The organism is Cupriavidus pinatubonensis, assembly GCF_019602855.1.
Taxonomy (GTDB): Bacteria; Pseudomonadota; Gammaproteobacteria; order Burkholderiales; family Burkholderiaceae; genus Cupriavidus; species Cupriavidus pinatubonensis.
The window spans coordinates 584171-606261 of the sequence record NZ_CP080769.1; the positions used below are offsets into that span (position 1 = coordinate 584171).

Genomic DNA, 22091 nt, shown 5'->3' on the forward strand with positions numbered 1-22091 from the left:
ATAGCAAGAATGGATAAGATGATGACCAGCATCATTGAGGTTGGAGGCCTGCCTTCCGTTCCGGGCGCTCGCGGGGTGCATCAAACTCAATCTGCTACCTCAGGAGAGGTCTGAGCCACCGTCCCACGCAAGAGCGAGTTACTTGCCCACCCTGCCGCCGCCCATGCTCTGACCCATACCTTGGCCCATTCCCCGGCCCATTCCCCGGCCCATGCCAGGCCCCATACCGCCCTGATTGCCCTTCGTCGCCAGCATCATTTCGTCCATCAGTGCCATGTGCTGACTTATCATGTCATAACAGCCCATCTGGGCGGGACTCGTTCCCCTAGGCGGATTCATCCCGCCCGGGCCGGGCACTCCGCTGGTCTTGCGCACGGTAGCCATGGCATCCTGCATGACCTTTTCACGTTCGGCAATCAGCATATCCCGCTCTTCCGGCTTCTCGGCCTGCGACAGCTGCTCCCGGATTGCGCGTAGGTGGGCAATCTGGGCATCGAGGTCAGGATTGCTCTGTGCTGCCACCGCAGGGTCGTCACGAGGCTCCGGGGCATGTCTACCAGGGCCGCTCGCTGGGGGCGCCGAGAATGACAATGGAGCCCAGGCGACGGCGGCCAGCATGATAAGAAGGGGAACACACCGATTCTTTGCCATGATGGCATTTTTCCTTGGCTGCGATTAGGTTCAATGGCCCCTTACAAACCTAGTTGATTCCTCTCGGGGGTAGTTGATTTGCATCAACTAGCCCCCGCCGCATGGATGGGCGGGGGCCGGCGAATTGCCAACTGACCGACCCAACACAACTGCACTGCCTATTTAGTCCGGAGCCCATCGTGAAGAAGCTCAGTCTTTGCTTTACGCTTGCCGCCTTTTCCAGCCTGCCGCTCACCGCGCAATCTGCTGACACCCAACGTCAGGCGGAAGTCGCCAAGTTAGGTGCAGACGTGATGCCGTTCAGTCTAAAGGCCACAACCCACGTATTTACCAAGACGAGGGATGGTGGAACCCAGCGCGTGGTCGCGCAGGATAAGTCCGATGCCACGCAGGTCCGATTGGTGCGAGAACACCTACAGCTCATCCAGAAGCAGTTCCAAGCAGGCGATTTCTCAGGCCCTTCGCACATACATGGCAACGAGATGCCAGGGCTTGCCCAACTCAAGGCAGCGAAGCCGGGCCAAATTTCCATTACATACATTGACGTCGCAAGGGGCGGCGAGCTGTCTTTCGGCGCTACTGAGCCCTCTCTTGTGTCTGCTCTTCATGCCTGGTTCGATGCGCAAGTTTCCGACCACGGCGCAGACGAAATGGAGGGTCATGCGCATCATCATGGCGGCCATTCTCAAGACTGACGAGAACCCGACTTACCGTTTTCGGTCGAATGTTGCAGTGAGAATCAGGCAGATTGTCACGCCGCTGAATATGGCACCACCGTAGAACGTAAAGGCGGCTCCGAATCTGTCCCACAGCCAGCCGGCCAATGCGCTCGCAATCAACAGCGCCAGCCCGCTAGCCAGATTGAAGACACCGAACGCCGTTCCCCTGAGGTCAGCTGGCGCTGTATCGGCGACCATGGTCGCCAGCAGCCCCTGCGTCATTCCCATATGCAGCCCCCAGAGCAAAACACCGCCGAGCGCGACCGACCAGTGCGCCCCCATGGCAAGCACAACGTCAGCTGCTATCAGCACCACCAGTCCCCATACCAGGAGTTTGGTATGACTGTAACGGTCGGCCAGCTTCCCGAATGGATAAGCTGCGATGGAGTACACAAGATTCATCGCCACAAGAACGACAGGCACGAGGAACAGTGGCAGGCCCAAATGCTGAGCCCTCAGCACGAGGAATGCTTCACTGAAGCGCGCCAGCGTGAACACCGCACCCACGGCAAAAGGAAGAATGCGCTCGAATGCCGCCAGGAGACCACGGAAGGCTTCCGACTCCTGCCATCGAGGCATCACGAAGCGTGCGAAGCGACTGCTCATTTGCGAATCAGTTTGCAGTGCAAACTCGGCATCTTGCGTTCCCACAAGAACAATCGTCATCTGGAGGTCGTTGGCCAGAAATTTGAGCAGGTTTAGTGAGGCGCGCTGCTCGCGATAACTTCCCGCCAAGAGGTGATGAACTTCATCGACAACCAGCATGCGCGGTGAAATTTCTCGTAGTACCTCGCGACTCAGCTTCTCGAGTACGCTTAGCTTCGCTGCGGCGTTGAACGGCGCTCCCAGCTCGAACAGGAGCGATGTGTAGAAGCGGCTCTGGTCGGGCGTCGGTGGCATTTGCATAGACACAATCTTCCGGTGCTCGACGCCCTTTTCTTCGTCATATTCCGGAGTGTGGCGTCGCTCAAATTTCGCGATGACCTTGGTCTTCCCGATGTTCGAGTCGCCATACAGCAGCACGCACGGCATACGCTGCCGTGGCGGGATCTTCACCATCCAGTCCAACAGCTTGAACGCCTGTGTTGCGCGGGGATAGTCGATCCATCGATCGCGAGCCAAAGCGAGAATCCGAACATCGTCGTCGCTCTTTGCTAAAAAACGGACTTCCGGCAGAAGGTGTGTCAAGGAAGCACCCATTGCCTGATCACAGTTGCTCGACGTGATAAGTTGGAGCCGGCTTGCTGTAGTCGACATCCGGCGTTGGCGATGACGCATCGGGGGATTTCGCCTGCTCACTGGACGGCCCGCTCGCCGGGAAAGGTGACGTCTGCCCTGCTCTGCCGTGTCTGTCTGCCGATCGCCGCTTCGCTGTTGCCCCCTCTACGATGCTGCGTTGTGCGGCGATCGCGTTGAAGATCGCAGACTCCGTGACGAGGGATTTTCCCTGCGACCGGAGATGCATCAGTACCGCCTGTTGCTCCCACAGGGAGATTCGGCCACGCCGCAAGTCGGCAAAGCTTGCCTCAACGTATTCCTTGCCATCGGCACTGACGAAGATTCTCGATAGGTCCTCTGGATGGTAGCGCACCACGACGCGACGGTTAGCTGCCCGCCAGGCGGTGAAGATCGGATGCCAATAGTGCAGATAGAACAGGTCAAGCCGTCAGCCTGGATGGTGCGTCGGCTCATCGGCAGGAACTGAATGAGGAAGCGAAGTTCTTCAGCAACTGAGTCGGGAAGAAGTCGCGGCTTCGATGCTTCAGACAACGTCGACCACGCGGAGTATGGCGTCGCGCCGGGCGCCGGCCTGGATATTTCTTGCGTCGTGGTTTCGGCGGCGGCAGCAAAGGTTCGATCAGTGCCCACAACTCATCGTCAATGATCGGCGCGCTCATCCCCTCGGTTCCAGTTGTTCAGATGACCAAGGTTAACAGCTTGCCGAAAGGGTTAACAGCCCCCTGGGGTCTTTTTGAATCGGTCTCTAAGACTAGGCCTCGCCCCCGACATCGCGCAGCAGCACCATCAACTCCACGGCTGCGGCCTTGAGTTCCGGCACGATGCGCGCACGAATCGCGTCGATGTCCGGAATCAACTCGACCGCGCCGCAGTTCAGCGCCATCAATGTTCCGGCAGATCCCACCCTGATCGGCAGGGCAATACCGTAAGCATTGCGCTGGTATTCGCCGAACGTCATGCAAACTCCGCTCCTGCTCAGGTCCTCGAACGCCGCTTCGATGCTCTTTCGCATCTCTTCGGCCTGCGGCCCCGCCGCCTCGACAACGGACGAAACGTAGGCAGACCGCTGGTCCTCAGGCAAGCCCCACAGCCACGCCCGTCCGATCGCCGTCAGTCCCATCGGCAGCAGAGAACCCACGCCCAGCCGCAGCGTGGCGATACGCGTGCTGGTGCGATACGCGACGTAGAGCATGTCGAGATGGTCTGGCACCGCCAATGCCACTGACACGTTGAGCCGGTCGGCCAGCGCCTGCATGAACGGATGGGCCAGCCGTGTCATCGCGCTGGCTTCCAGGTAAGCGTGGCCGATGCCGAGCGGACCGCTGGCCAGCTCGAATTGCGGACCCCCCGCGACGCGGCGAAGGAAACCCATGGCGACCAGCGTCGAAGTCAATCGTGATACGGTCGACTTAGACAGGCCCGTCCGGCGTACCAGCTCGCCGTTGGTCAAGGGCGCTCGTTCCGCGCGGAAGGCTCGCAGCACCTGGAGGCCACGCTCCAGCGTCATGGTGACGGGTGAAGAAGGATTCATTGTGGCTCCGAACGCCTTGCCGAAGAATGCACAGAAGCGGGCTCGCGCACGGCTGGGGCTGTTAATCTCGCCTTATGGTGTCTACGTTACTCGCAGGGCGCCAGCCGCTCCTGCAGCGCCTGCGCGGTCGTCAGCAGGCGCGGCCCGAGTTCGCGCTCGACACGCGGGCGCGCCATGCGCGCGGTGCGGCCAACGCAGGCGAGTACCAGCGGCGGTTTCTCCGGCAGGCACACCGGCACCGCGACAGCGGCCAGCTCCGGTTCCCACTCGCCAAGCGACATGCAAAAGCCGAACTCATGGACTTGCGAGATCTTCTCGGCCATGCGCCGCCGCAGCACGGGCCACCCGCGGCCCGCCTTGCGCTCCACATTGCCCTGAAGGTAGCCACGTTCCAACTCCGGGATCGCCGCCAGCAGCGCCGATCCCATCAGCGAGGATGCAATACTCAGGCGGGTACCCGGTGTCAGGCTCAGGTCCAGCACCGCCTGGCTTCCCACGCGGCTGTCGAGAACGATCACATCGAGCCGGTCTCGCGTGCCGAGCACCACGTAAGTATCCGTCGCTTCGACAAACTTGCGCATCTCGACACTGGCCGCGCGCTGCACGGCCGGATCTGCAATAGCCGCGTAGCCAAGCGCCAGCGATGCGGCTGCCAGCCGGTATTTGCGCCTCACCTCGTCATGGTGCAGGTAACCCAGCGCCACCAGCGACTGCAGCAGCCGCGTCACCGTCGGTGCGGGGATACCGGTTTCCAGCGAAATCTCCTGGTTGCCCAGCCATCTCTGCTCGGGGCCGAATGCGGCCAGCACCGCCAGGCCGCGGGCCAGGGGCATCACCCTGACCCGGCTTTCTGCCGCGGCTGAATCGGTGCTGTGCCACGCGCGCCGGGTGCGTAGTTGACTGGCCGATGGCCTCGCAGTCGTGTGCTGCAACATGGACTTCTCCGTGTCTAACCGAGTGTACTGCGCGCCCGATCCATCACCGCGCATGGTGATGGCGCCCGCACCATACCTTACTAACGTTAGGTAGTTTGAAAGAGAAGGTTCCGAAATTCCATGGGGGTTAACCCCCCACGCCCAGTGCTCTTGCCATGCGATGCAGACGCCATATTCGCTACATACACCGAGCACCCCTGCACGCCTTGTGCGGAAGGTCCGCAAGCCTGAAGCAGATGACGCGAAATTGAGCCCGAGCGCCTGGCCCGCAGGGCGATGCGTACAGACAAGGTCGCCGCTTTCCAGAAGAAATCGAGTAGGGTGAGGGGTCCCCCCTCAGCCCTCTCACACCACCGTATGTGCGGTTCCGCATACGGCGGTTCACGAACGAGACTGCAAGCGCTGCTGAGTATCCAGCAGCGAGGTCAGCCCCAAGGCGTCGAAGTAGCCCTTCGGGAAGGCCGCGCCCATGTGGCGAGCCCCGGCATTCCACCATTGGCCCTGCCCGTTGCGAGCCGAATGCCACGCACGATCCTCCGTTAAGCCTTGCCGACGCAGCATCACAGTGCGGGTAGCACGGCTTTTGGCCTGCCGCCATAGCAAGCACCGCAGCCGGCGCCGTATCCTCCCGTCCAGTTCCTCCAATGGCCGCTTGCTCTGGGTGTGCTGGAAGTACCCGATCCACCCGCGCGGCACCGGATTCAGCACCGCTATCGTGTGAGCCAGGCTCCTCCCTCGCCCTTTGCGCATCAGTTCCTTGACTCGTCCGGTCAGTCTTTGCAGACTTTCCGGGGCAATACGCAGCTTGGCCTGACGATGCGCTGTCAAGCTGTAGCCCAGGAACTTGCGCGCCCAAGGCCGCGCACAGGCACTCTTGGCCTCATTGACCTGCAGATTCAGCCGCTCCGCACGGAATGTCACCATCCCGGCCAACAGCCTCTGTCCCGCCACCTTGCTTCGGACATAGATATTGCAATCGTCCGCATAGCGACAGAACGCCAGTCCTCGCTTCCCCAGTTCGCGGTCCCAATCCGTTAGCAAGATGTTCGACAGCAGCGGCGACAGCGGCCCACCCTGCGGCGTGCCCTGCTTCCTTGCTTCAACCACCCCGCCGCGCATCAACCCCGCTTCCAGATATCGCCGGATCAGCTTGAGCACCCGGGCGTCCTTCACCTGTCGGGCCACCCTCGACATCAGGATGTCGTGGTTGACCCGGTCGAAGAACTTCTCAGGGTCGATGTCCACCACCCAGCGCCGGCCTTCCGGCACGTACCCCTGTGCCTGCAAGACCGCCTGCTGAGCGCTGCGCTCCGGCCGGAAGCCGTAGCTCGACTCGGAGAACCCCGGCTCGAATACCGGTTGGAGAACCTGTAACAGCGCCTGCTGGATCAGCCGGTACACCACCGTCGGGATACCCAGTGTCCTTACCCCACACGAAAGGCTTGGGAATGTCCACCGCACGCACCGCCTGCGGGATGTACTGGCCGGCCAACAACGCCGCCATTGCCGACCACCCTCCGGTACGCCAGCCACATGTTGCTTCTCTCGACCACCGCGCTCCATCAGCGATGGCGCCTGCGCTTTCGTTTGCCCGACAGCCGCCGTGCCAGCCTCCGCACCTCCATCGGCCCCAGGCAGGTTCCGCTCGCCTTCCTCCGCTGTGGGCTGCACTCGTTCGTGCATTTGGGCTTCGTCGGTAAGCATCAAGGTCTGTCGTCCTAATCGCGCTCATTCATGTTCGGCCCTTCGGCGCCAACGGCTCGCCTACTATGGCCTCTGCTGGCTTCTGCACCGCCATCCCCACACCTCTCGATGTCGGTAGCACTCATGGCAGCGGCGCAGATCTCCCCGGGTATGCTGCACCCACCTTCACGCTTATGCCTGTCGGATCTACGCCGCACCGTTCCGTGCAAGTACTGGGCTTTGGCCCTTTTTGCTGCCTTACCCAGATGCGTCGCCTCATATCCGCTTCCTGTTCGTCAGGCCAGCGCTTTGCCTCGGACTTCCTTCAGACCCCCAGTCGCCCGGGGAACCCTTGCCTCTGGCTAACACTTCCCCTTGCCGGGTGTGTAAGGGACTTTCACTCTCAAGTGAGTGCGCCCTGCCGGGCGCACAAAAAGAAGCCCCGCGGCAAGCCATTCGGGGCATAAGCTCGCCTAGAGGCGAGCATGGAGACAACGGCTATCGACTAAAGACAGGGTCACCCGGACTATGCGTGAGGTCCGGCGGAGTACCAATGGCTTTGCACGATCCGTCCCGTATATTGAAATAGCATCGGGGCGCTAGAATCCGGCACCCCGTTTGCCCAACATCACACAATTTCAAGGTACGGAACACGGTATCCATCCTGCTGGGTCGCAGCGCGCCGTCGTCGTAGCATTGCTTGCAACGCTGGGAGAAAGGATCACGAGAAGGCCCGAGACCTCTTGAAACGACATACCAAGCATGAGCAAAGATAACGCCACCATCAGCGCCGCTGCCGGGCACACACAGGCCATATTGCAAGACGTCGAGCGCCGCTGGAATGCCGCCGCGCAGGCATGGAATGCAGATGAGCTGACCTCGCTATATGCGTCCGAGGCATTGTTCTTTGGAGGGAAACCCGGTCACGCCGTCGGTCAGCATGAGATCCTGGGCTACTTCAGCTCGTACGCCGACATCCTTCGTTCCGCGTCCATGGCTCTGGTGGGACAGACCGTTATCGAGCTCAGCGTCGATACCCTGCTAGCGCAGGGACATGCAAAGTTCCGCTTCGTGCTGGCAGACGGGCGTGAAACTGCCTCCGAGCTGCGAACGACGTGGGTAGTGGTCAAGCGTCGGGGAACATGGTTGATTCTGCAGCACCACTTTTCTCCGACTCCCGAGGCACCGCCAATCCAATAGCAGCCAGCCATCACCGAGAACTCCCGATGCACGAAGATCAAGCATCCAGCAACCGGGGCGCACCACCGCCTGGCGGTGAGTTGCCACTCGCCGCACCGCGACGCCATCTGCATATCCGTGCCGTCACGATGCAGGGCTTTCGCCGCGACGACGGCCTGTGGGACATCGAAGGCGAGATGCAGGACAGCAAAACCTCTGCGTGGCCAAGTTGGAAGGGCGGCGAGCAACCGCCCGAGGTGCCGGTACACCACATGCGCGTCCGGATCACGCTGGACGATAACTATATCGTCCAGTCAGTCGCCGCGGCGTTGCCAACCGTCCCGTTCCCCGAATGCAAACAAGGCATTCCGCCGCTGCAAGGCCTGGTCGGCGCCAGCATAGCGCGCGGCTGGCGCAAGGCGCTCGAAGCCACGCTTGGTGCGACCAAAGGCTGCACCCATTTGCGCGAATTGCTGATGCAGCTCGGCACCGTGGCTTACCAGACGTGGGCGGCGAAGGGCGGCGCGAAGAATGGGAAGCCTTGCCCGAACCCCGCATCCGACCACCGGCGGCGACGTCTCCCAAGCCGCACTGGGACAAATGCCATCGTCGGACAACGCCAGCGGAACGCTGGCGGCGCGCCGGGCGATGATGGAGTGGTACTGGACGCAAGGCGAAATCGGCAGGTCCGCCGCCGCCTTGATGAACGGATCGTTCTTGTCGAGGTTCTGGACACTGTTGGCGAGATCCTTTGACCTGGGTGCGCGGTCGCGCCTCGATGCTTGCAGCTGTTGCGCGATGCCCTGCGTGAGATCCCCGGGCAGGCGGACGAAGGATGCCAGCCAGCGCCGCAGCCAGCCGGCCGCCACATCGGTGCCGTGATGCGGCGCCGCGACGAAGATGGCGCGCCCAACGTTGGGAACGGGTTCAAACGATACGACCGGACTCAGGCTCGTCATCATGCGGGCGAATTCTTCATCGTCCAGGTCGTGGTCGATCCGCGCCATTCTCTCGATCGCGTCGCCGGAGGAGGACACCATCAGGCGCGCAATCACACCGCCCATGCTGTGCCCGATCAGGACCATGTCCTGCGACGCGGTGGCAGTATGGGCGGGATCGAAATAATTCAGCGCGGATTGTAGCGTTTGCCTTATCGCGTAGTGGTTTAAGGGGAATCGGCACGTTCGTGGGGTAATAGAACTGCCAGATCTGGTAGTGCCTGCGCAATGCCTCGTCGCCCATCAGTTCATTGGCGACGTTAGTCCAGGCTTCAGGACTGCTCGCCAGGCCATGCAGCATGATGATGCGACGGTCCGGGTCAAACGGCTGCATGAGGTACAGGTGCGGCCGGTCAAGGCCGCCGCCGTGGCCGAACAGGCTGTGCAACGATTGCCGGTTGAATCCGGAACGGGCCAGCCACAGCCCGTAGCCAGCCGTGAAGTTGGCCGCCAGCGGCACCTGGTGCCACTGTATGTCCACCGACGCATCCCGGTATGGATCGCGCACGGACAGCACCACACCCCGCGTAGCCAGGACCTGTGCCAGGTTGGATCCGGGAAAGCGGGCGAGGACATTCACCAGGGGGAAGTTCATCTCGCTCCAGTTCCCCATGCCCCATTGGAATGTGGGCTGCGTCCCCTCATCCCCGCGGTGGCTCCGCTTGCACCTTCGGCCCCACGGAGATGGGTGCCTCTGCCGTCACGGCCAGCAACTCGGCACCGAAGCCATCGCGCCGGTAATGCTGCGCAAGCCCGCGAAGGAAACCGTCGATGCCGGGACCAGTTCCTTCGGACGGCCCACGCCGCCGGGAAACCGGATGCCAGCCATATCGATGCTGATATTCCACGCGCTCCAGTGCACCGTTTCTTCGTCCGAGGTCCTCTCCGTGTCTTTCACAATCTCAAACAACTGCCGGGATACCTCTTGAGTGGCCAGGTTGTAGTAGTCGCGCACCTGAATCTGCCGATCCTCGAAAAGCGCTGCGTTCGGTAAAGAACAGGTAGGCGTAGCTATGACGGGCGGTTTCCATCCAGGCATCGAACTGCAGGTTGCCACTTCCATCCGGGGAAATCGACCCGGAAAGTGACTGCGCGTACGCTACCCACATCTCGGCCAGTGCGGATTGCCGTTGTTCCTCGCTAAGGCCAGCTCTGCCGCGCAATGCCTCGATGCAGGCAAGCGATGGGCTCGCGCAACTGCCATCGACCAGGCCTGTCACGCTGATCGTTTCACGGGTGGCGGCACTGAGCTGGCCCCTGGTCAGGATATCGCCCCGCTTGAGCGCGATGTATTCGCCGGGCGTCATGGTGCTTGTCTGGATCGCCGGCTGGAAAACGGTGCTGCCGCGCAGCAGCACGGCGGCTGACAGGAGCAGGACTGACTGGATGAAGGAGAGGCCGATGTGCACCTTCATGTGACGTCTTCCCGGCGCCAGGGAAGATCGGAAACCGGATACATGCGCCAGGCCGAGATTCCCGTTCGCGAAGTCAGCCTGCACGCATAGGGAGAAATGTAGCTCAACAATCGCCGCGTTCAATGTGCGCGCGGCCGCCCAAACGTATGCCGGTCAACCGCGGCGCAAGGATACGCCCCGACCGCCGCTATGCTGGCAAGACAACGCGGCTTGTCAGGCAGATTTCAAGCGTCGTTAGAACTTGTGACGCAGGCCCACAGCCACGCCCAGCATCGAACTCCCACCGCTTGGCAGTACGTAGCTGGAGCCGAGGGAAAGGCTGGTGAGGTAGCCGGTTGCCAACGATTCAAGGGTCAGGCCGGCGTTCTTGGAGTATGCAGTGGTCAGATAGACATCGGTACGTTTGGAGAAGGCATAGGTCGAAACAAATGCGATCTGCCAGGGATTGGCTGCATTCGTGTTGCCGTACACGTTCTTCAGGTTGTCGTACGAATACTCAAGCGTAAGGCCCAAGGCAGGCGTGGCCTGGTAGTTCGCGCCAATCCAGTAGTAATCGTCGCGCAATACCTCGGTATCCGCTGCATTCTTGCTCTGCCCCCAACGGTAGCCCCCCATGATCTTCGCCAGGCCGACGGTGTAGCTCGCAGCCGCCGATGCCTTCTTGACGGAGCCGTTGCCGGTGCCAATCGACGGATTCCACTGGTCATAGCCGATGGTCCCGGCAAACGGGCCCACCGTGTACATCGCGGCGGCGCCATACGCGCTGTCGCGGCGGAACTGCCCGGGAACCTCTCCATTGCCGCCGACCGCGGGCACTCCGGCGGCGACCTGGGGCTGAGTCAACCCGACACCGAACGACCAGTGAGCCCATGCCGATAGAGGACCAAATTGCCCCGCGTACTTGATGGTATTGTCCTCCCGGTAGTTGCCACCGTTCTGCAACACCGTCGGCTCATACAGTGTCGCGTAGGAAGCCGGGGCAAAGTTGGCGAGCGCATCAAACATCGAGGTGTACTGCCGACCAAAGGTCAGCTGCCCGAGGCCGGCGCTTTGCAGGCCGACAAAAGCCTGGCGACCAAACATCCGACCACTTTGCTGGCCGACACCCGTATCCGCGGCATAGCCGCTTTCAAGTACGAAGACTGACTTCAGCCCGCTACCCAGGTCTTCCGTGCCACGAATACCCCAGCGCGACCCGGACAGGCCGCCCGAGCCCATGCGGAACACCTTATTGGCAGACCCAGGGTTGAAGCCGTTTGCTACTGTCGGCACCGCGCCAACATGATTGACATACTCGACATTGGCATCGACCACGCCATAGAGCGTGACACTGGTCTGCGCAAATGCGCTGCCCGCGCCGGCCAACATTGATACCGTGGCAAAGTACTTCAACTTCATAAGCGTCTCCTCCCTCTTCTCTTGGTTTGGACGTGGATTTCCCGTCCGGCTTGGTAACGAATTCGCTACTCATTCTTTTTTCTGCGTTTGCTTGCTGTGGATCGGCGCCGGTTCCCCCTTGCCGCGCGAATGACCCTACGGCTTCAGCGTCCGAGCATAGGAATGGCCGCCCGCAAGTTCAACGCAGAGGCCGTGGATGTCCCGTACAGTGGAAAGAATGGGGGTTGGCGACTGCGGAAGCTGAACCCGAAGCAGCTTCTACCGGAGAGCTTCTACCGGAGGAGCGGCGAGACACCTTAGCGAGAGCCCATCATGGCCATTTTTGCTGTACGGAACATGGCGAGGCCACTGCTTGACGGTGCCCGGCGGCGGCCTCGAAACTCGTTTTCACTGGCACCTCACCGCCTCTGCACAGCAGCCATAGCGACGGGCTTTTGCCCCGCGTAGCGGCCACTACAAGGAGAAACATGCAGCCACATGCCACTGATGATTTCCCCATCGAACGCCGCGTTGCCGCGCATCTTGCTGCGACGGCCTGGGCCGATCTGCCGGCGCCATCGCGCGAGGGTGCGTTGCGTGCCATCCTGTGGTGGCTGGCGACAGGACTGGAGGGCATCACCGAAGCGAACCATGCATCGCTGCTGCGCTACGTTGAACAACTTGCGGGTCCGGCGGAAGCCGCGATACTGGGCACCTGCCAGCGCACGACTGCCGAGCTTGCAGGTCTGGTCAATGGGCGGGCTGGGAAGGCCTGGGAGCACGAGGACAAATATTGGGTGGACGAGACCATCGGCTTTGCCGTCGGCTGTTGCGTCGTGCCAGCGGCCATTGCAGCAGCCGAGGCGCAGGGCGCTGTCAGCGGCACTGCCCTGGCGACGGCCGTCGCTCTCGCCATCGACCTGGAGATTCGCCTGCTGAGACCGCTTGGCCTGGGCTTTGTGCCCGGACAGGCTGTTGCCAACGCGACATTCACGCTGGGCACGTACGGCGCCGCGGTGGCGGCGGCCAAGATTCTCGGCCTTGGTGCTGAAGGCTTCCTCGACGCACTCGGACTAGCGCACTGTCAGGCCGCCGGCAATTTCCAGGGGCAGGTCGAAGGACGCGGGGTGGCAACCCAAGCCGGATTCGCCGTGCGCAATGGCATTGCGGCGGCCCGGATGGCCGCAGCCGGCATGCCCGGCCCCACGGGATCACTGACCGGGCGCTGCGGCCTGTATCCCATGCACTATCCAAATTGCATGGTTGCAGCCGAGGAGATCGTCCATCGCCTCGGCGAAGAATTTCTCAACGTCCACCTGGGATTTAAGGGATATCCCTGCGGCGTGGTGGCGCATCCCGTCATCGACGCCGTGCTCTCCACTCGCGCCTCGCTGAATGGTCGCCCGGTTCAGGCGATCGACGTCTTCGGAGCAAGCAGCCTGGCCATTATGGCCAGTCCCATCGAGCGCAAGCGCGCACCCGCCAGCGTCATTGAAGCCCAGTTCAGCATTCCATGGGCGGCCGCGTGCGCAATTCGCGATGGTCACTTCTCCATCAGCCACTACGACGACGCAGCCCTGCGCGACCCGGAGTTGCGGCGTCTGGCAGGCCTGGTCAATGTACACATGCGAGACGAGGCAAATGGCACGGCGGTGACGCTCACGCTCTCCGACGGCACAGCCCTCGAATCTCCGGTGATCACCGGATCGAGAGGCAACCCGAAGAATCCGCTACCAACTACGGAAATCGAAGACATCCTCTACCGGGCAGCGGAGCGGCTCGGCATAAGGAGTACCTCGGCCAGGCGCGCAGTTGCGCTATTGCGCGAGATCGAGTCGCTCAAAGATTGCCGCGACATCATGACCCTGCTGAGCGATCGAGAAACCTGAGCGTCTCGCCCTATCTTCCGGAGACATTCTTCATGTACCGACTCATCAACCAAATCGCGTGTGCCACGCTTCTGCTGACCGGATCCGCTGTCGCCATAGCGCAGGAGCACTATCCCAATCGCCCGATCCGAATCGTCGTGAACTCTGCTCCGGGTGCGCTGCTGGACATCACCACGCGGGCCGTGGCACAGCAAATGGCGGAGAACCTGAGGCGGCCTGTCGTCATCGACAATCGTCCCGGCGCGGACGGCCAGATCGGCATTCGCGCCGCGAAAGCCGCACCGGCCGACGGATACACGCTGCTGGCCAGCGCCAACACCGTTGCGCAGCTGCCGGCGATGAAGAAGGACCCTGGCTACGCGCTAAAGGACTTCGTCGGCATTGGCATGATGAACGAAGCACCGCTACTGATGGTCACCTCGCCGAGCTTGCCATATCGCAGCGTGGCTGATCTGACAGCCGCGGCCCAAGCCAGGCCGGGCAAGCTCTCATACGCGTCAGGCGGCAGCGGCACCACCACTCACGTGGCTGCCGCGATTCTTATGCACCAGGGAAATCTAGATTTCGTACACGTGCCGTACAAGGGTATCGCGCCGGCCATGAGCGACGTGATCGCAGGCCGCGTCGATTTTGCATTCGATGGCGGCAATTCCTCGGGTCCACAAGTCAAGGACGGCCGGTTGCGCGCCCTGGGCGTGACATCCGCCAAGCGTTCCCCGGCATTCCCCGATATCCCCACACTGGCCGAACAAGGACTCGCCGGGTATAGCTACACCGTGTACCTTGGCCTGCTCGCCCCCGCCGGCACACCGAAAGAGATCGTGCAGCGCCTCAGCCAGGCTTTGCTTGCGTCCCTGGCAAGCGCCCCGGTGCGCGAGCGCTTCCGCCGCGATGGCGCCGAGCCCGGCACGATGACGCCGGAAGCCTTCACCCGCTTCCTTCAGCAGGATCTGCAACGCACGATGAAGATCGTCGCCGACCTCAAACTAGAAAAGGAGTGATCACCCTATGGGCAAGACCATAATCGAACGCCTGGCAGAGTTCTCGGTGAATACCGACATCGCGCGGCTGCCGGCGAATGTCATTGACGAATGCAAGCGCGACGTACTCGACTCCATCGGCTGTGCGCTGGCGGGCATGGAACATCCGAAGGGGCGCATCGGCATCGACGCCGGTCGGCGCCTCGGTGGCACCGGAGGCAGCGCGACAATCATCGGCACCGGTGACAAGTCCACCCCTCACGGCGCGGCGTTTGCCAACGGCGAACTGATCAATGCCCTGGACGCGGACTCCGTGCTGCTGCCCGGCCACGTGAGCCCCTACGTGCTGCCCGGAGCCTTCGCGTCCGCTGAGGTGCACCAGCGCTCGGGAAGTGACCTGATCGCTGCCGTCGCCGTATCCCACGAAATCTCCTGCCGGTTGGGCGCCGCCATGAGCGGCTATCGCGACACCAAGGACGGCAAGGCTGCGCATACGTCGGTAGTCGGCTACAGCAGCACGGTGTTCGGCGCGACGGCGTCGGCCGCGAAGCTCAAGGGGCTTGCCGTGGACCGACTGGCGAGCGCGCTGGGCATCGCCGCCGCCACGGCACCGGTCAACTCGCAGCGCGCCTGGTTCATGCACGCGCCGACAGCGACCATCAAGTACCAGATGGCCGGCGCGTTGACCAATGCTGCCCTGTCGGCGGCCGACATGGGCGATCTCGGCCACCGTGGTGACCTGCAGATGCTCGATGACGAGGAATTCGGCTATCCGCGCTTTATCGGCACCGCGCGCTGGTCACCCGAGCTTCTCACCACGGGCCTCGGCGAGGAATGGCGCTTCCCCGCCTTTCAGATGTTCAAGCCCTATCCGCACTGCCGGGTAATGCACGCACCGCTGGACCTGCTGATCGACCTGGTGGCGCAACACAACATACGCGTCGAGGAAATCGAAAGCATCACGTCCTACGGAGAAGGCTGGGCCTACGTCCTGCCTTGCTTCACGAACCGCGAGATCACCGAGCTGCACGATGCGCAGTTCTGCTTCACGCACGGCCTTGCCGTCGCTGCGCACCGCATTACCCCAGGCAGGCAATGGCAGGACCCGGCCGTCGTCTTCGACCCTTCGGTCATGGCCCTGATGCAGAAGGTGAAGCTGGAAACACACCCGACCTACTTCCAGTCGATTTCGGCGGACATCACCAGCCGCCCGTCGCGCGTCGAGATCCGTGCGCGTGGCCAGGCGTTCGCGGCCGAGAAGCACTTCCCCAAGGGCACGCCGTCGGCCGACCCGCAGACCTACATGACCACGGAGGAACTGGTTCGCAAGTTCGGCACCTTCGTCGATGGCATCCTTTCCGACGCCACCATCGACAAGATCGTGGACAGCGTGCTGCATCTGGAGCAGGTAGATGACTTCGGGGAGATCATGCGGCTGCTCGTGCGGCCGTAGGGAAATGCGGAACGCCAGTCTTTGGCGAGCGACCCTCACCGACGGCCTTTTCTGGCTGCCGGTGAAGGTCGGCGACGGCGGACCTGCTTTGCAGTCCGCCTCAATGTCGATTGAAATCGACTGACGCAAAGGCGACTTCGGCATCGCTTCATCCCGCGGCACGTCGCTTCCTGATGTTTTGCCGAGTATCCTCCGAGGCGGCTTTTTCGGCCACTGGCCCCCATGCGCAAGGAAGATGCCCCAAACAAGGAGCTGGAGGAAGCATGGGAGTATTACCACACGCCCCGCTGCGAACATCCGAACGCTCCCGGCTTCATGACGACCCGCAGCCTGATGGTACGCCGCGCTTCATTGAAGACCCGGCCATCCGCGTGTCCGACATCCGCTTCGCTGTCGACTACCTGCAGCCCTGCCCTACGTCGATCAGAACCGCATCGGTGCCATCGGCGTGTGCGGCGGCGGTGCCTATACGATCCATGCGGGCATCACCGACCATCGCCTCAAGGCACTGACATCGATTACCGGCGTCAACTTCGGCCGCCTGATCCGGGAAGGGTTCGCCAACTTCAAGCCGGTTGAGTCCATCGAGCACATGGCCAGGCTGCGCACTGCCGAGGCGAGGGGTGGCGAGCGCAGCGTCGTCAACCTGCTGCCGGAGTCGGTTGCAGCGGGCAAGAAGGCTGGCGTCACGGACATCGACGTGCTCGAGGCCACGGAATACTACAAGACCTCCCGCGGCCAGCAACCCAACGGCGCCACCAGCCAGTTGATGTCCTTCAGCGGCGCCGCCATGGGCTGGGACGCCTTCCTGAACGCCGAGGTCCTGCTGACCCAGCCGCTGATGATCGTCATCGGCGACAAGCCCGGCGGTTACGGCGCCTACCGCGACGGCTGGGAGATCTACGGCCGCGCTGCCTCCACGAACAAGCACATCGTCGTGGCCGAAGGCTGGTCGCACTATGACCTCTACGACAAGCCCGAGCCTGTGGCCATCGCCATGGAGAAGGTGGTTCCCTTCCTCAAGGAAAACCTCTAAAGACAGGAGGCCCGCCCCGCCGCCCTGGCCGGCGGCGGCAAGGGGCGCCGCCGCGACTCAAGAAAAGGAATTCAACCATGAAGAACGTACTCATACTCGGCGCCAACGGCCAAGTCGCACAATGGGTCGTCAAAGCCCTCGCCGGTGACAAAGACGTGAGCCAGGCCTTGCTCGTGCGCAATCCCCGGAAGCTCGGAGATACCCCCGCGAACGCGAAGGTCGTGATCGGCAGCGTGCTGGACAAGAAGCTGCTCCAGCAGGCCATGACGGGCCAGGATATCGTCTATGCGAACCTCACCGGCGACGACCTCGATGCGCAAGCAAAGCAAGTGGTTGCCGCCATGCAGGCCACGGGTATCACACGCCTGATTTTCGTGCTGGCGCTCGGCATCTATGACGAGGTGCCAGGCAAGTTCGGCGAATGGAACAACACCAACATCGGAGGGGATCTCAAGCCCTTCCGCCGCGCGGCCGATGCCATCGAAGCCTCGAGCCTGCAATACACCATCCTGCGTCCTGCCTGGCTGACCGATGAGGACGAGGTGGACTACGAGCTGACAATCAGGAATGAGGCGTTCAAGGGTACCGTGGTCTCCCGCAAGAGCGTAGGCGACCTGATCACCAGGATCATCGAATCGCCAGCGTTGCACGTGGACGAAAACCTGGGCGTGAACAAGCCAGGCAGCGACGGCGACAAGCCGTACTTCATGTAGGACCGTGAAACGCCCGCCCCATGACGCTTCTGCACTGGTTCCTCGTCGCGCTGGGGCTCGCCCTGGCGGCGGCACTGGGTGTGCTGCTCTCCGTTACCTCGATTGAGAGCCACCAGGCACGCCAACTAGAGGGAAAGGCGCCTCATGTGCCCACCACCGCGGCGCTGGCTTCGCGGACGGCCGTGGTGTATTTTTCGCGCTCTGGCAATACGGCGTTAGCCGCCCCGCGACGTCGCCAAGCGGCTGGATGCCAAACTGTTCTCCTTGCAGGCGCCGGACTATCAGCTCGGCATAAGCGGGCTGGTGCATGCGCTCAATGACGCGAACGCGCTCAAGAGCCAGCCGCAGGCGCTGCCCGAGGTCACCCCTCGCACGATCGACCTGACACCGTTCGATACCGTCTGGATCGGCTCGCCGCTGGGCTGTACAGCCCGGCGCCGCCCATCTGGGCCTTTGTCGAGATCAATCGCTTCGACGGCCAGCGCGTGGTGCTGTTCAACACCTACAACAGCCATTTTGGCGACGAACACATCGCGGCCTTGAAGGACAAGGTGATGGCGCGCGGCGCGCGATCCTTCGAACACCGCCATGTGCTGCGCGGACGCATGACGCGCCAGCTCACGCCCGACGAGATGCTGCGGGCCATCGACGACGAATGGTTCGTGCCTGAAGCCGGGCGTTGATGTTCTTTCCGGGTTTCAGCGCTCGCGCCATCGGCGCGAAACATCAGAATTGAAGATCCACAATGACATTGTCCAACGACTTCCTACTTCAACCATTCTCATTCGCCAACGGCATCACCCTACGCAATCGCGTGGTAATGGCGCCGATGACCACCTGGTCCTCCAACGCCGACGAAACCATCTCCGACCAGGAGCTGGCTTGGTACCACGCGCGGGTCGAAGGTGTGGGTCTCGTCGTGACCGGCTGCACCCACGTGCAGGCCAGCGGCATCGGCTTCACCAATGAATTCGCGGCCTACGACGACCGTTTCGTCCCCAGCCGGCGCAAGCTGGCAGAGGCAGCGAAGAGCGGCGGCGCACCCGCTGTGCTGCAAATCTTCCATGCTGGCAACAAGGCCGTCCCCAGCCTGATCCCGAACGGCGAGTTGGTCGGCGCCGGCGCCGTGGCCGCGCCCAAGGGACCTTTCAATGACGGCAAACTGGCCAGCCGCGCGCTCGGTCATCAGGAAATATTCTTGATGTGATCCGCGCCTTTGGCGAGGCAACGCGCCGCGCCATCGAGGCAGGCTTTGATGGCGTAGAGCTACACGGCGCACACGGATTTCTTATCCAGAATTTCCTCTGGCCGCTTTTCAATCAGCGCACAGATGAGTGGGGTGGATCGCCCGAAAGCGCATGCGTTTTCCCTTGGAGGTGGTACGCGAAGTGCGCCGCGTGATCGCTGCGCATGCCCACCGCCCATTCCTGCTGGGCTACCGCTTCTCGCCTGAAGAGCCTGGCGCAGGCGCCCTGCGCACCGCCGATGCGTTGACGCTTGTGGATCGGCTGATCGAAGAGGGCCAGATCGACTATCTGCATGCCTCGCTCTACAACCTGCTGGAAGGCAAGCCACAGGACTACGTGGGCAACCAGACCACAGCAGAACAGATCATCGAATGCGTGGCCGGCCGCTTGCCTTTGATCGCGGCCGGTGAAGTCCGCACGCCACGCGAGGCTCGCGCAGCGCTGGCCATGGGGCTGCCGCTCGTGGCTGTTGGCCGCAGCCTGGTGATCAATCCTGGCTGGGTGGAACTGGCACAGACCGGGCAGGAAGAGAGGATCGACACGGTCCTGGATCTGTCTCGCCTGCCGTCCGACCTGACGGTCCCCGACAAACTCTGGGGTGTGATCGAAGCCACGCCGGGCTGGTTCCCCGTGCTGCGCCACGAAGAGATCAGGGATGAAGCAGCAGTCTGATCATCAGGGGGCCATCGCTCCAACTGAGGCCGGGACCGTCCTCGCTACCCGCCAGTGCCGAGGGCCGGCCATGTCCTTGATGCCCAGCACTTGCACGCCGGCCTGCTGCAGTTCGCGCACGATGCCCATGTAATCAATCAACACACTCATAGTCCCTCCGTGTACAGCATTCGGACTATTGAGCCTTCACACCCGCCAAGTCAATCGGGTGCCTGGCCTTGTCGAATTCCATGGGCGCCGAAACCTTCCTCCTCATCGGCGATCATCAGGTCGCAGGCGAGCGCCAGTTCGAAGCCTCCCGCAAGAGCAAAGACATTGATGCTGGCCAACACGATTTGCGGCGCGGACTCCAGGCGCTCATAGGTGTCTTGCATCAGGTCCTGATGGCGCATATGGGCTGCGCGATCGGCCAGTACGCCGCTCGCGAGCCACTTGAGGTCGTTGCCCGCACAGAAGGCACGGCCACTGCCGCGGATCACGAGCACCTTGACCGCATCTCCGGCCGCCGCGCAATCGCGTACCGCGTCGTTAAGCGCCTGCAATGTCAACCCGTCCAGCGCGTTCATACGCTCTGGCCGATTCAGCGTAAGGCGGCGCACATGCGGGACGGGATTGTCGATAGACAACGCGGTCATGGCTGTTTCCGGGGATGTCACAGCAGGTGCAGGATGTCGTCCACGCTGGCGCGCCGCGTTCGGTAGCCATTCACCGGATGTGCCTTGTCGGCGTAGCCAAAGGAGATGCCGCATACCATCTTTCGCCCATCGGGAATGCCGAAGTAATTGCGGATGAAACAGGACTGCATGGCCATCGCCGCCTGCGGCGTGGTGGCGACACCGTGAGCCTCGGCTGACAGCAAGAAGGCGCTGACAAAGCCGCCTGCATCAATGGCGCCATACGGTCCCAGTTCCTCCGGGACGGAGACGATCATCACGTGCGGCGCGCCAAACAAGCGGAAGTTTTCAAACGACTGGCTCTCGCGCCGCTCCTTGTCGCCGCGACCAATTCCCAGCGCTTCGTAGAGCTGAAATCCGGATTCGCGGCGACGGTCGAGATATGCGCCTCGGTACTCGTCCGGAAACGGAAAGTCGGAGTCAAGCTCGGGGTGCTGCCGCACCTGCTCCATCAGTGCGTTCCTGAACTTGTCGGTGCTCTCGCCCGCAGTAATGATCAGATCCCAAGGTTGCGTGTTGCACCAGGAGGCGGTGCCGAGCGCGACGTCGACGATGCTGCGGATCACATCCTCGGGAACCTGTTCGGGCAAATAGGCGCGGCAGGTGGCGCGCCCAAAGATCAGGCGCCGCAGCGCGCTGGTGTCGGGGTTGTGTGTCGTCATGAGACGATTCATTCAGAAGTCATTGGTTCTTGCCGAGCGGCGTCGCCCGGCCTCTCATTCAGCCTTGACGCCAGCTACACCCGTGAGCTTGCGCCACTTTTCCAGCTCGCCGGGGCCGGCGGCCTTGGCCGTCGCAGCGTCCTGAATGTCAACCTCCAATCCCTGATGAAGGCACAACTCGCCGAAGGCTGGCGTCTTGGCGGCTCGCGTCACAGCATCGGACAGCTTCTTGACAATAGGCTGCGGCGTGCCGCGCGGCGCGAAGATCCAAATGGGCGACGCGGCCTCGTAGCCGGGGTAGCCAAGCTCCGCCACCGTGGGCACATCCGGCAAGCTCTGCGAGCGCCGCGCGGTCGTCACGGCCAGCGGGCGCAGGCGGCCGCCCTTAATCAGCGACAACACCGAGGACATGCCATTGAAGCTCACGTCGATTTGCCCGGCGGCCGCATCGAATGCGACCTGGCCCGGCGCCTTGTACGGAACGTGGTTCAGCTTGATGCCCGCCATGCTGATGAAGAGCGCAGCCGCCATGTGCGAGGTGGTGCCGTTGCCCGAGGAGCCATAAGTGATGATGCCCGGCTTCTTCCTCGCCGCCTCTACCAACTCCTTGAGGGTCTTGTAGGGGGAATTCGTTGCCACCGAAATCACCAGCGCCGAATTGGCGATGCGCGCGATGGGCTCAAAGTCCTTCACAGCGTCATACTGCGTCCTCATCACCAATTGATTGGTGTAGTGCTGCGCATAGGTGGCCAGCAGTGTGTAACCATCAGGCGCCGCCTTGGCGACGAAGTCAGTGCCGATCACACCGCCTGCACCTGTCTTGTTCTCGACGACGATGGGCGATTTCCATTCCTTGAGGAGCTCGGCAACGATCTGACGCGCAGTGAGATCGGACCCCGAGCCCACGCCGGTGGCCACGATGATCCGTATGGGCTTGCTGCCGTCAGGGAAGTCCGCCGCCACGGCCGCTGGGACCACCCCGGCCAGAGCCAGCATTGTCCCGACGGCGCAGGCACCAGCAAATGTCCTTCTGAGCAT

At 62.4% G+C, this 22091-nt stretch carries 20 protein-coding genes and 6 pseudogenes; 11 read left to right on the forward strand and 15 right to left on the reverse strand.

Annotated elements, in window-relative coordinates; genetic code table 11:
- Nucleotides 1–138: 138 nt before the first annotated feature.
- Nucleotides 139–522: a hypothetical protein gene (locus K2O51_RS34525; protein WP_245002010.1), complete on the reverse strand. Its 384-nt coding sequence runs from the start codon at nucleotides 520–522 to the stop codon at nucleotides 139–141.
- Nucleotides 523–830: 308 nt separating this feature from the next.
- Between K2O51_RS34525 and K2O51_RS34530 the strand changes: the two genes are divergently transcribed.
- Nucleotides 831–1346, forward strand: coding sequence for an aspartate carbamoyltransferase (locus tag K2O51_RS34530; RefSeq protein ID WP_425333014.1), 516 nt, complete (start codon nucleotides 831–833; stop codon nucleotides 1344–1346).
- A gap of 12 nt (nucleotides 1347–1358) precedes the next feature.
- Here the strand turns inward: K2O51_RS34530 and K2O51_RS34535 are convergent, their stop codons facing one another.
- From K2O51_RS34535 to ltrA, 6 genes and pseudogenes are all read right to left on the reverse strand, one after another.
- Nucleotides 1359–2558: an MFS transporter gene (locus tag K2O51_RS34535; protein WP_245002011.1), complete on the reverse strand. Its 1200-nt coding sequence runs from the start codon at nucleotides 2556–2558 to the stop codon at nucleotides 1359–1361.
- 19 nt (nucleotides 2559–2577) lie between these two features.
- On the reverse strand, nucleotides 2578–3027 hold the full coding sequence (locus K2O51_RS34540; RefSeq protein WP_220632328.1) for a Mu transposase C-terminal domain-containing protein: 450 nt from the start codon (nucleotides 3025–3027) through the stop codon (nucleotides 2578–2580).
- A gap of 142 nt (nucleotides 3028–3169) precedes the next feature.
- Nucleotides 3170–3268 (reverse strand): annotated as a pseudogene (locus K2O51_RS34545) (IS5/IS1182 family transposase); the annotation flags it as partial.
- Nucleotides 3269–3360: 92 nt separating this feature from the next.
- Entirely contained in the window at nucleotides 3361–4140 is a 780-nt protein-coding gene (locus K2O51_RS34550) for an IclR family transcriptional regulator (protein WP_220632080.1), read from the reverse strand.
- Nucleotides 4141–4226: 86 nt separating this feature from the next.
- Nucleotides 4227–4973 carry an IclR family transcriptional regulator gene (locus K2O51_RS34555; RefSeq protein WP_245002012.1) on the reverse strand — a complete coding sequence of 249 codons (747 nt, stop codon included), beginning with the start codon at nucleotides 4971–4973 and terminating at the stop codon, nucleotides 4227–4229.
- Nucleotides 4974–5456: 483 nt separating this feature from the next.
- Nucleotides 5457–6779 (reverse strand): annotated as a pseudogene (gene ltrA / locus K2O51_RS34560) (group II intron reverse transcriptase/maturase).
- A gap of 741 nt (nucleotides 6780–7520) precedes the next feature.
- On the opposite strand from ltrA, the gene K2O51_RS34565 reads away from it, so the two are divergent.
- Both K2O51_RS34565 and K2O51_RS35955 read left to right on the forward strand, forming a co-directional pair.
- Nucleotides 7521–7958, forward strand: a complete 438-nt coding sequence (locus K2O51_RS34565; protein WP_220632082.1) for a YybH family protein — start codon at nucleotides 7521–7523, stop codon at nucleotides 7956–7958.
- A 128-nt stretch (nucleotides 7959–8086) separates the two neighbouring features.
- The gene (locus K2O51_RS35955; RefSeq protein ID WP_425333020.1) at nucleotides 8087–8692 is read left to right on the forward strand and encodes a DUF2889 domain-containing protein; all 606 of its coding nucleotides are present in this window, start codon (nucleotides 8087–8089) and stop codon (nucleotides 8690–8692) included.
- A gap of 312 nt (nucleotides 8693–9004) precedes the next feature.
- Here the strand turns inward: K2O51_RS35955 and K2O51_RS35960 are convergent.
- The 4 genes and pseudogenes from K2O51_RS35960 to K2O51_RS34590 form a co-directional block, all read right to left on the reverse strand.
- Nucleotides 9005–9133 (reverse strand): annotated as a pseudogene (locus tag K2O51_RS35960) (hypothetical protein); the annotation flags it as partial.
- 502 nt (nucleotides 9134–9635) lie between these two features.
- Nucleotides 9636–9890: a hypothetical protein gene (locus K2O51_RS34580; RefSeq protein ID WP_220632084.1), complete on the reverse strand. Its 255-nt coding sequence runs from the start codon at nucleotides 9888–9890 to the stop codon at nucleotides 9636–9638.
- The gene (locus tag K2O51_RS34585) at nucleotides 9838–10350 is read right to left on the reverse strand and encodes a hypothetical protein (RefSeq protein ID WP_220632085.1); all 513 of its coding nucleotides are present in this window, start codon (nucleotides 10348–10350) and stop codon (nucleotides 9838–9840) included. The genes K2O51_RS34580 and K2O51_RS34585 overlap by 53 nt, the downstream gene beginning before the upstream one ends.
- Nucleotides 10351–10584: 234 nt before the next feature.
- On the reverse strand, nucleotides 10585–11748 hold the full coding sequence (locus K2O51_RS34590; RefSeq protein ID WP_220632086.1) for a porin: 1164 nt from the start codon (nucleotides 11746–11748) through the stop codon (nucleotides 10585–10587).
- Nucleotides 11749–12215: 467 nt separating this feature from the next.
- Between K2O51_RS34590 and K2O51_RS34595 the strand changes: the two genes are divergently transcribed.
- From K2O51_RS34595 to K2O51_RS34625, 8 genes and pseudogenes are all read left to right on the forward strand, one after another.
- Nucleotides 12216–13616 (forward strand): MmgE/PrpD family protein, encoded by a 1401-nt coding sequence (locus tag K2O51_RS34595; protein ID WP_220632087.1) that lies wholly within the window; start codon nucleotides 12216–12218, stop codon nucleotides 13614–13616.
- A gap of 32 nt (nucleotides 13617–13648) precedes the next feature.
- Complete coding sequence (locus K2O51_RS34600; RefSeq protein WP_220632088.1) at nucleotides 13649–14617, forward strand: Bug family tripartite tricarboxylate transporter substrate binding protein; 969 nt, start codon at nucleotides 13649–13651, stop codon at nucleotides 14615–14617.
- A gap of 7 nt (nucleotides 14618–14624) precedes the next feature.
- Complete coding sequence (locus K2O51_RS34605; protein ID WP_220632089.1) at nucleotides 14625–16049, forward strand: MmgE/PrpD family protein; 1425 nt, start codon at nucleotides 14625–14627, stop codon at nucleotides 16047–16049.
- Between the two features lie 210 nt (nucleotides 16050–16259).
- Nucleotides 16260–16382: pseudogene (locus K2O51_RS35965) on the forward strand (alpha/beta hydrolase); the annotation flags it as partial.
- 115 nt (nucleotides 16383–16497) lie between these two features.
- Nucleotides 16498–17085: an alpha/beta hydrolase gene (locus K2O51_RS34610; RefSeq protein ID WP_425333015.1), complete on the forward strand. Its 588-nt coding sequence runs from the start codon at nucleotides 16498–16500 to the stop codon at nucleotides 17083–17085.
- 77 nt (nucleotides 17086–17162) lie between these two features.
- Complete coding sequence (locus tag K2O51_RS34615; protein WP_220632090.1) at nucleotides 17163–17798, forward strand: SDR family oxidoreductase; 636 nt, start codon at nucleotides 17163–17165, stop codon at nucleotides 17796–17798.
- A 485-nt stretch (nucleotides 17799–18283) separates the two neighbouring features.
- Nucleotides 18284–18481 (forward strand): hypothetical protein, encoded by a 198-nt coding sequence (locus tag K2O51_RS35475; RefSeq protein WP_245002013.1) that lies wholly within the window; start codon nucleotides 18284–18286, stop codon nucleotides 18479–18481.
- Nucleotides 18482–18543: 62 nt separating this feature from the next.
- Nucleotides 18544–19717 (forward strand): annotated as a pseudogene (locus tag K2O51_RS34625) (NADH-dependent flavin oxidoreductase).
- Nucleotides 19718–19720: 3 nt separating this feature from the next.
- Here the strand turns inward: K2O51_RS34625 and K2O51_RS34630 are convergent.
- The 4 genes and pseudogenes from K2O51_RS34630 to K2O51_RS34645 form a co-directional block, all read right to left on the reverse strand.
- The gene (locus tag K2O51_RS34630; RefSeq protein WP_220632091.1) at nucleotides 19721–19867 is read right to left on the reverse strand and encodes a hypothetical protein; all 147 of its coding nucleotides are present in this window, start codon (nucleotides 19865–19867) and stop codon (nucleotides 19721–19723) included.
- Nucleotides 19868–19923: 56 nt separating this feature from the next.
- Nucleotides 19924–20352: pseudogene (locus tag K2O51_RS34635) on the reverse strand (enoyl-CoA hydratase/isomerase family protein); the annotation flags it as partial.
- A gap of 17 nt (nucleotides 20353–20369) precedes the next feature.
- Nucleotides 20370–21053 (reverse strand): nitroreductase, encoded by a 684-nt coding sequence (locus K2O51_RS34640; RefSeq protein ID WP_220632092.1) that lies wholly within the window; start codon nucleotides 21051–21053, stop codon nucleotides 20370–20372.
- Between the two features lie 54 nt (nucleotides 21054–21107).
- Entirely contained in the window at nucleotides 21108–22049 is a 942-nt protein-coding gene (locus K2O51_RS34645; protein WP_245002015.1) for a Bug family tripartite tricarboxylate transporter substrate binding protein, read from the reverse strand.
- Nucleotides 22050–22091 lie beyond the last annotated feature (42 nt).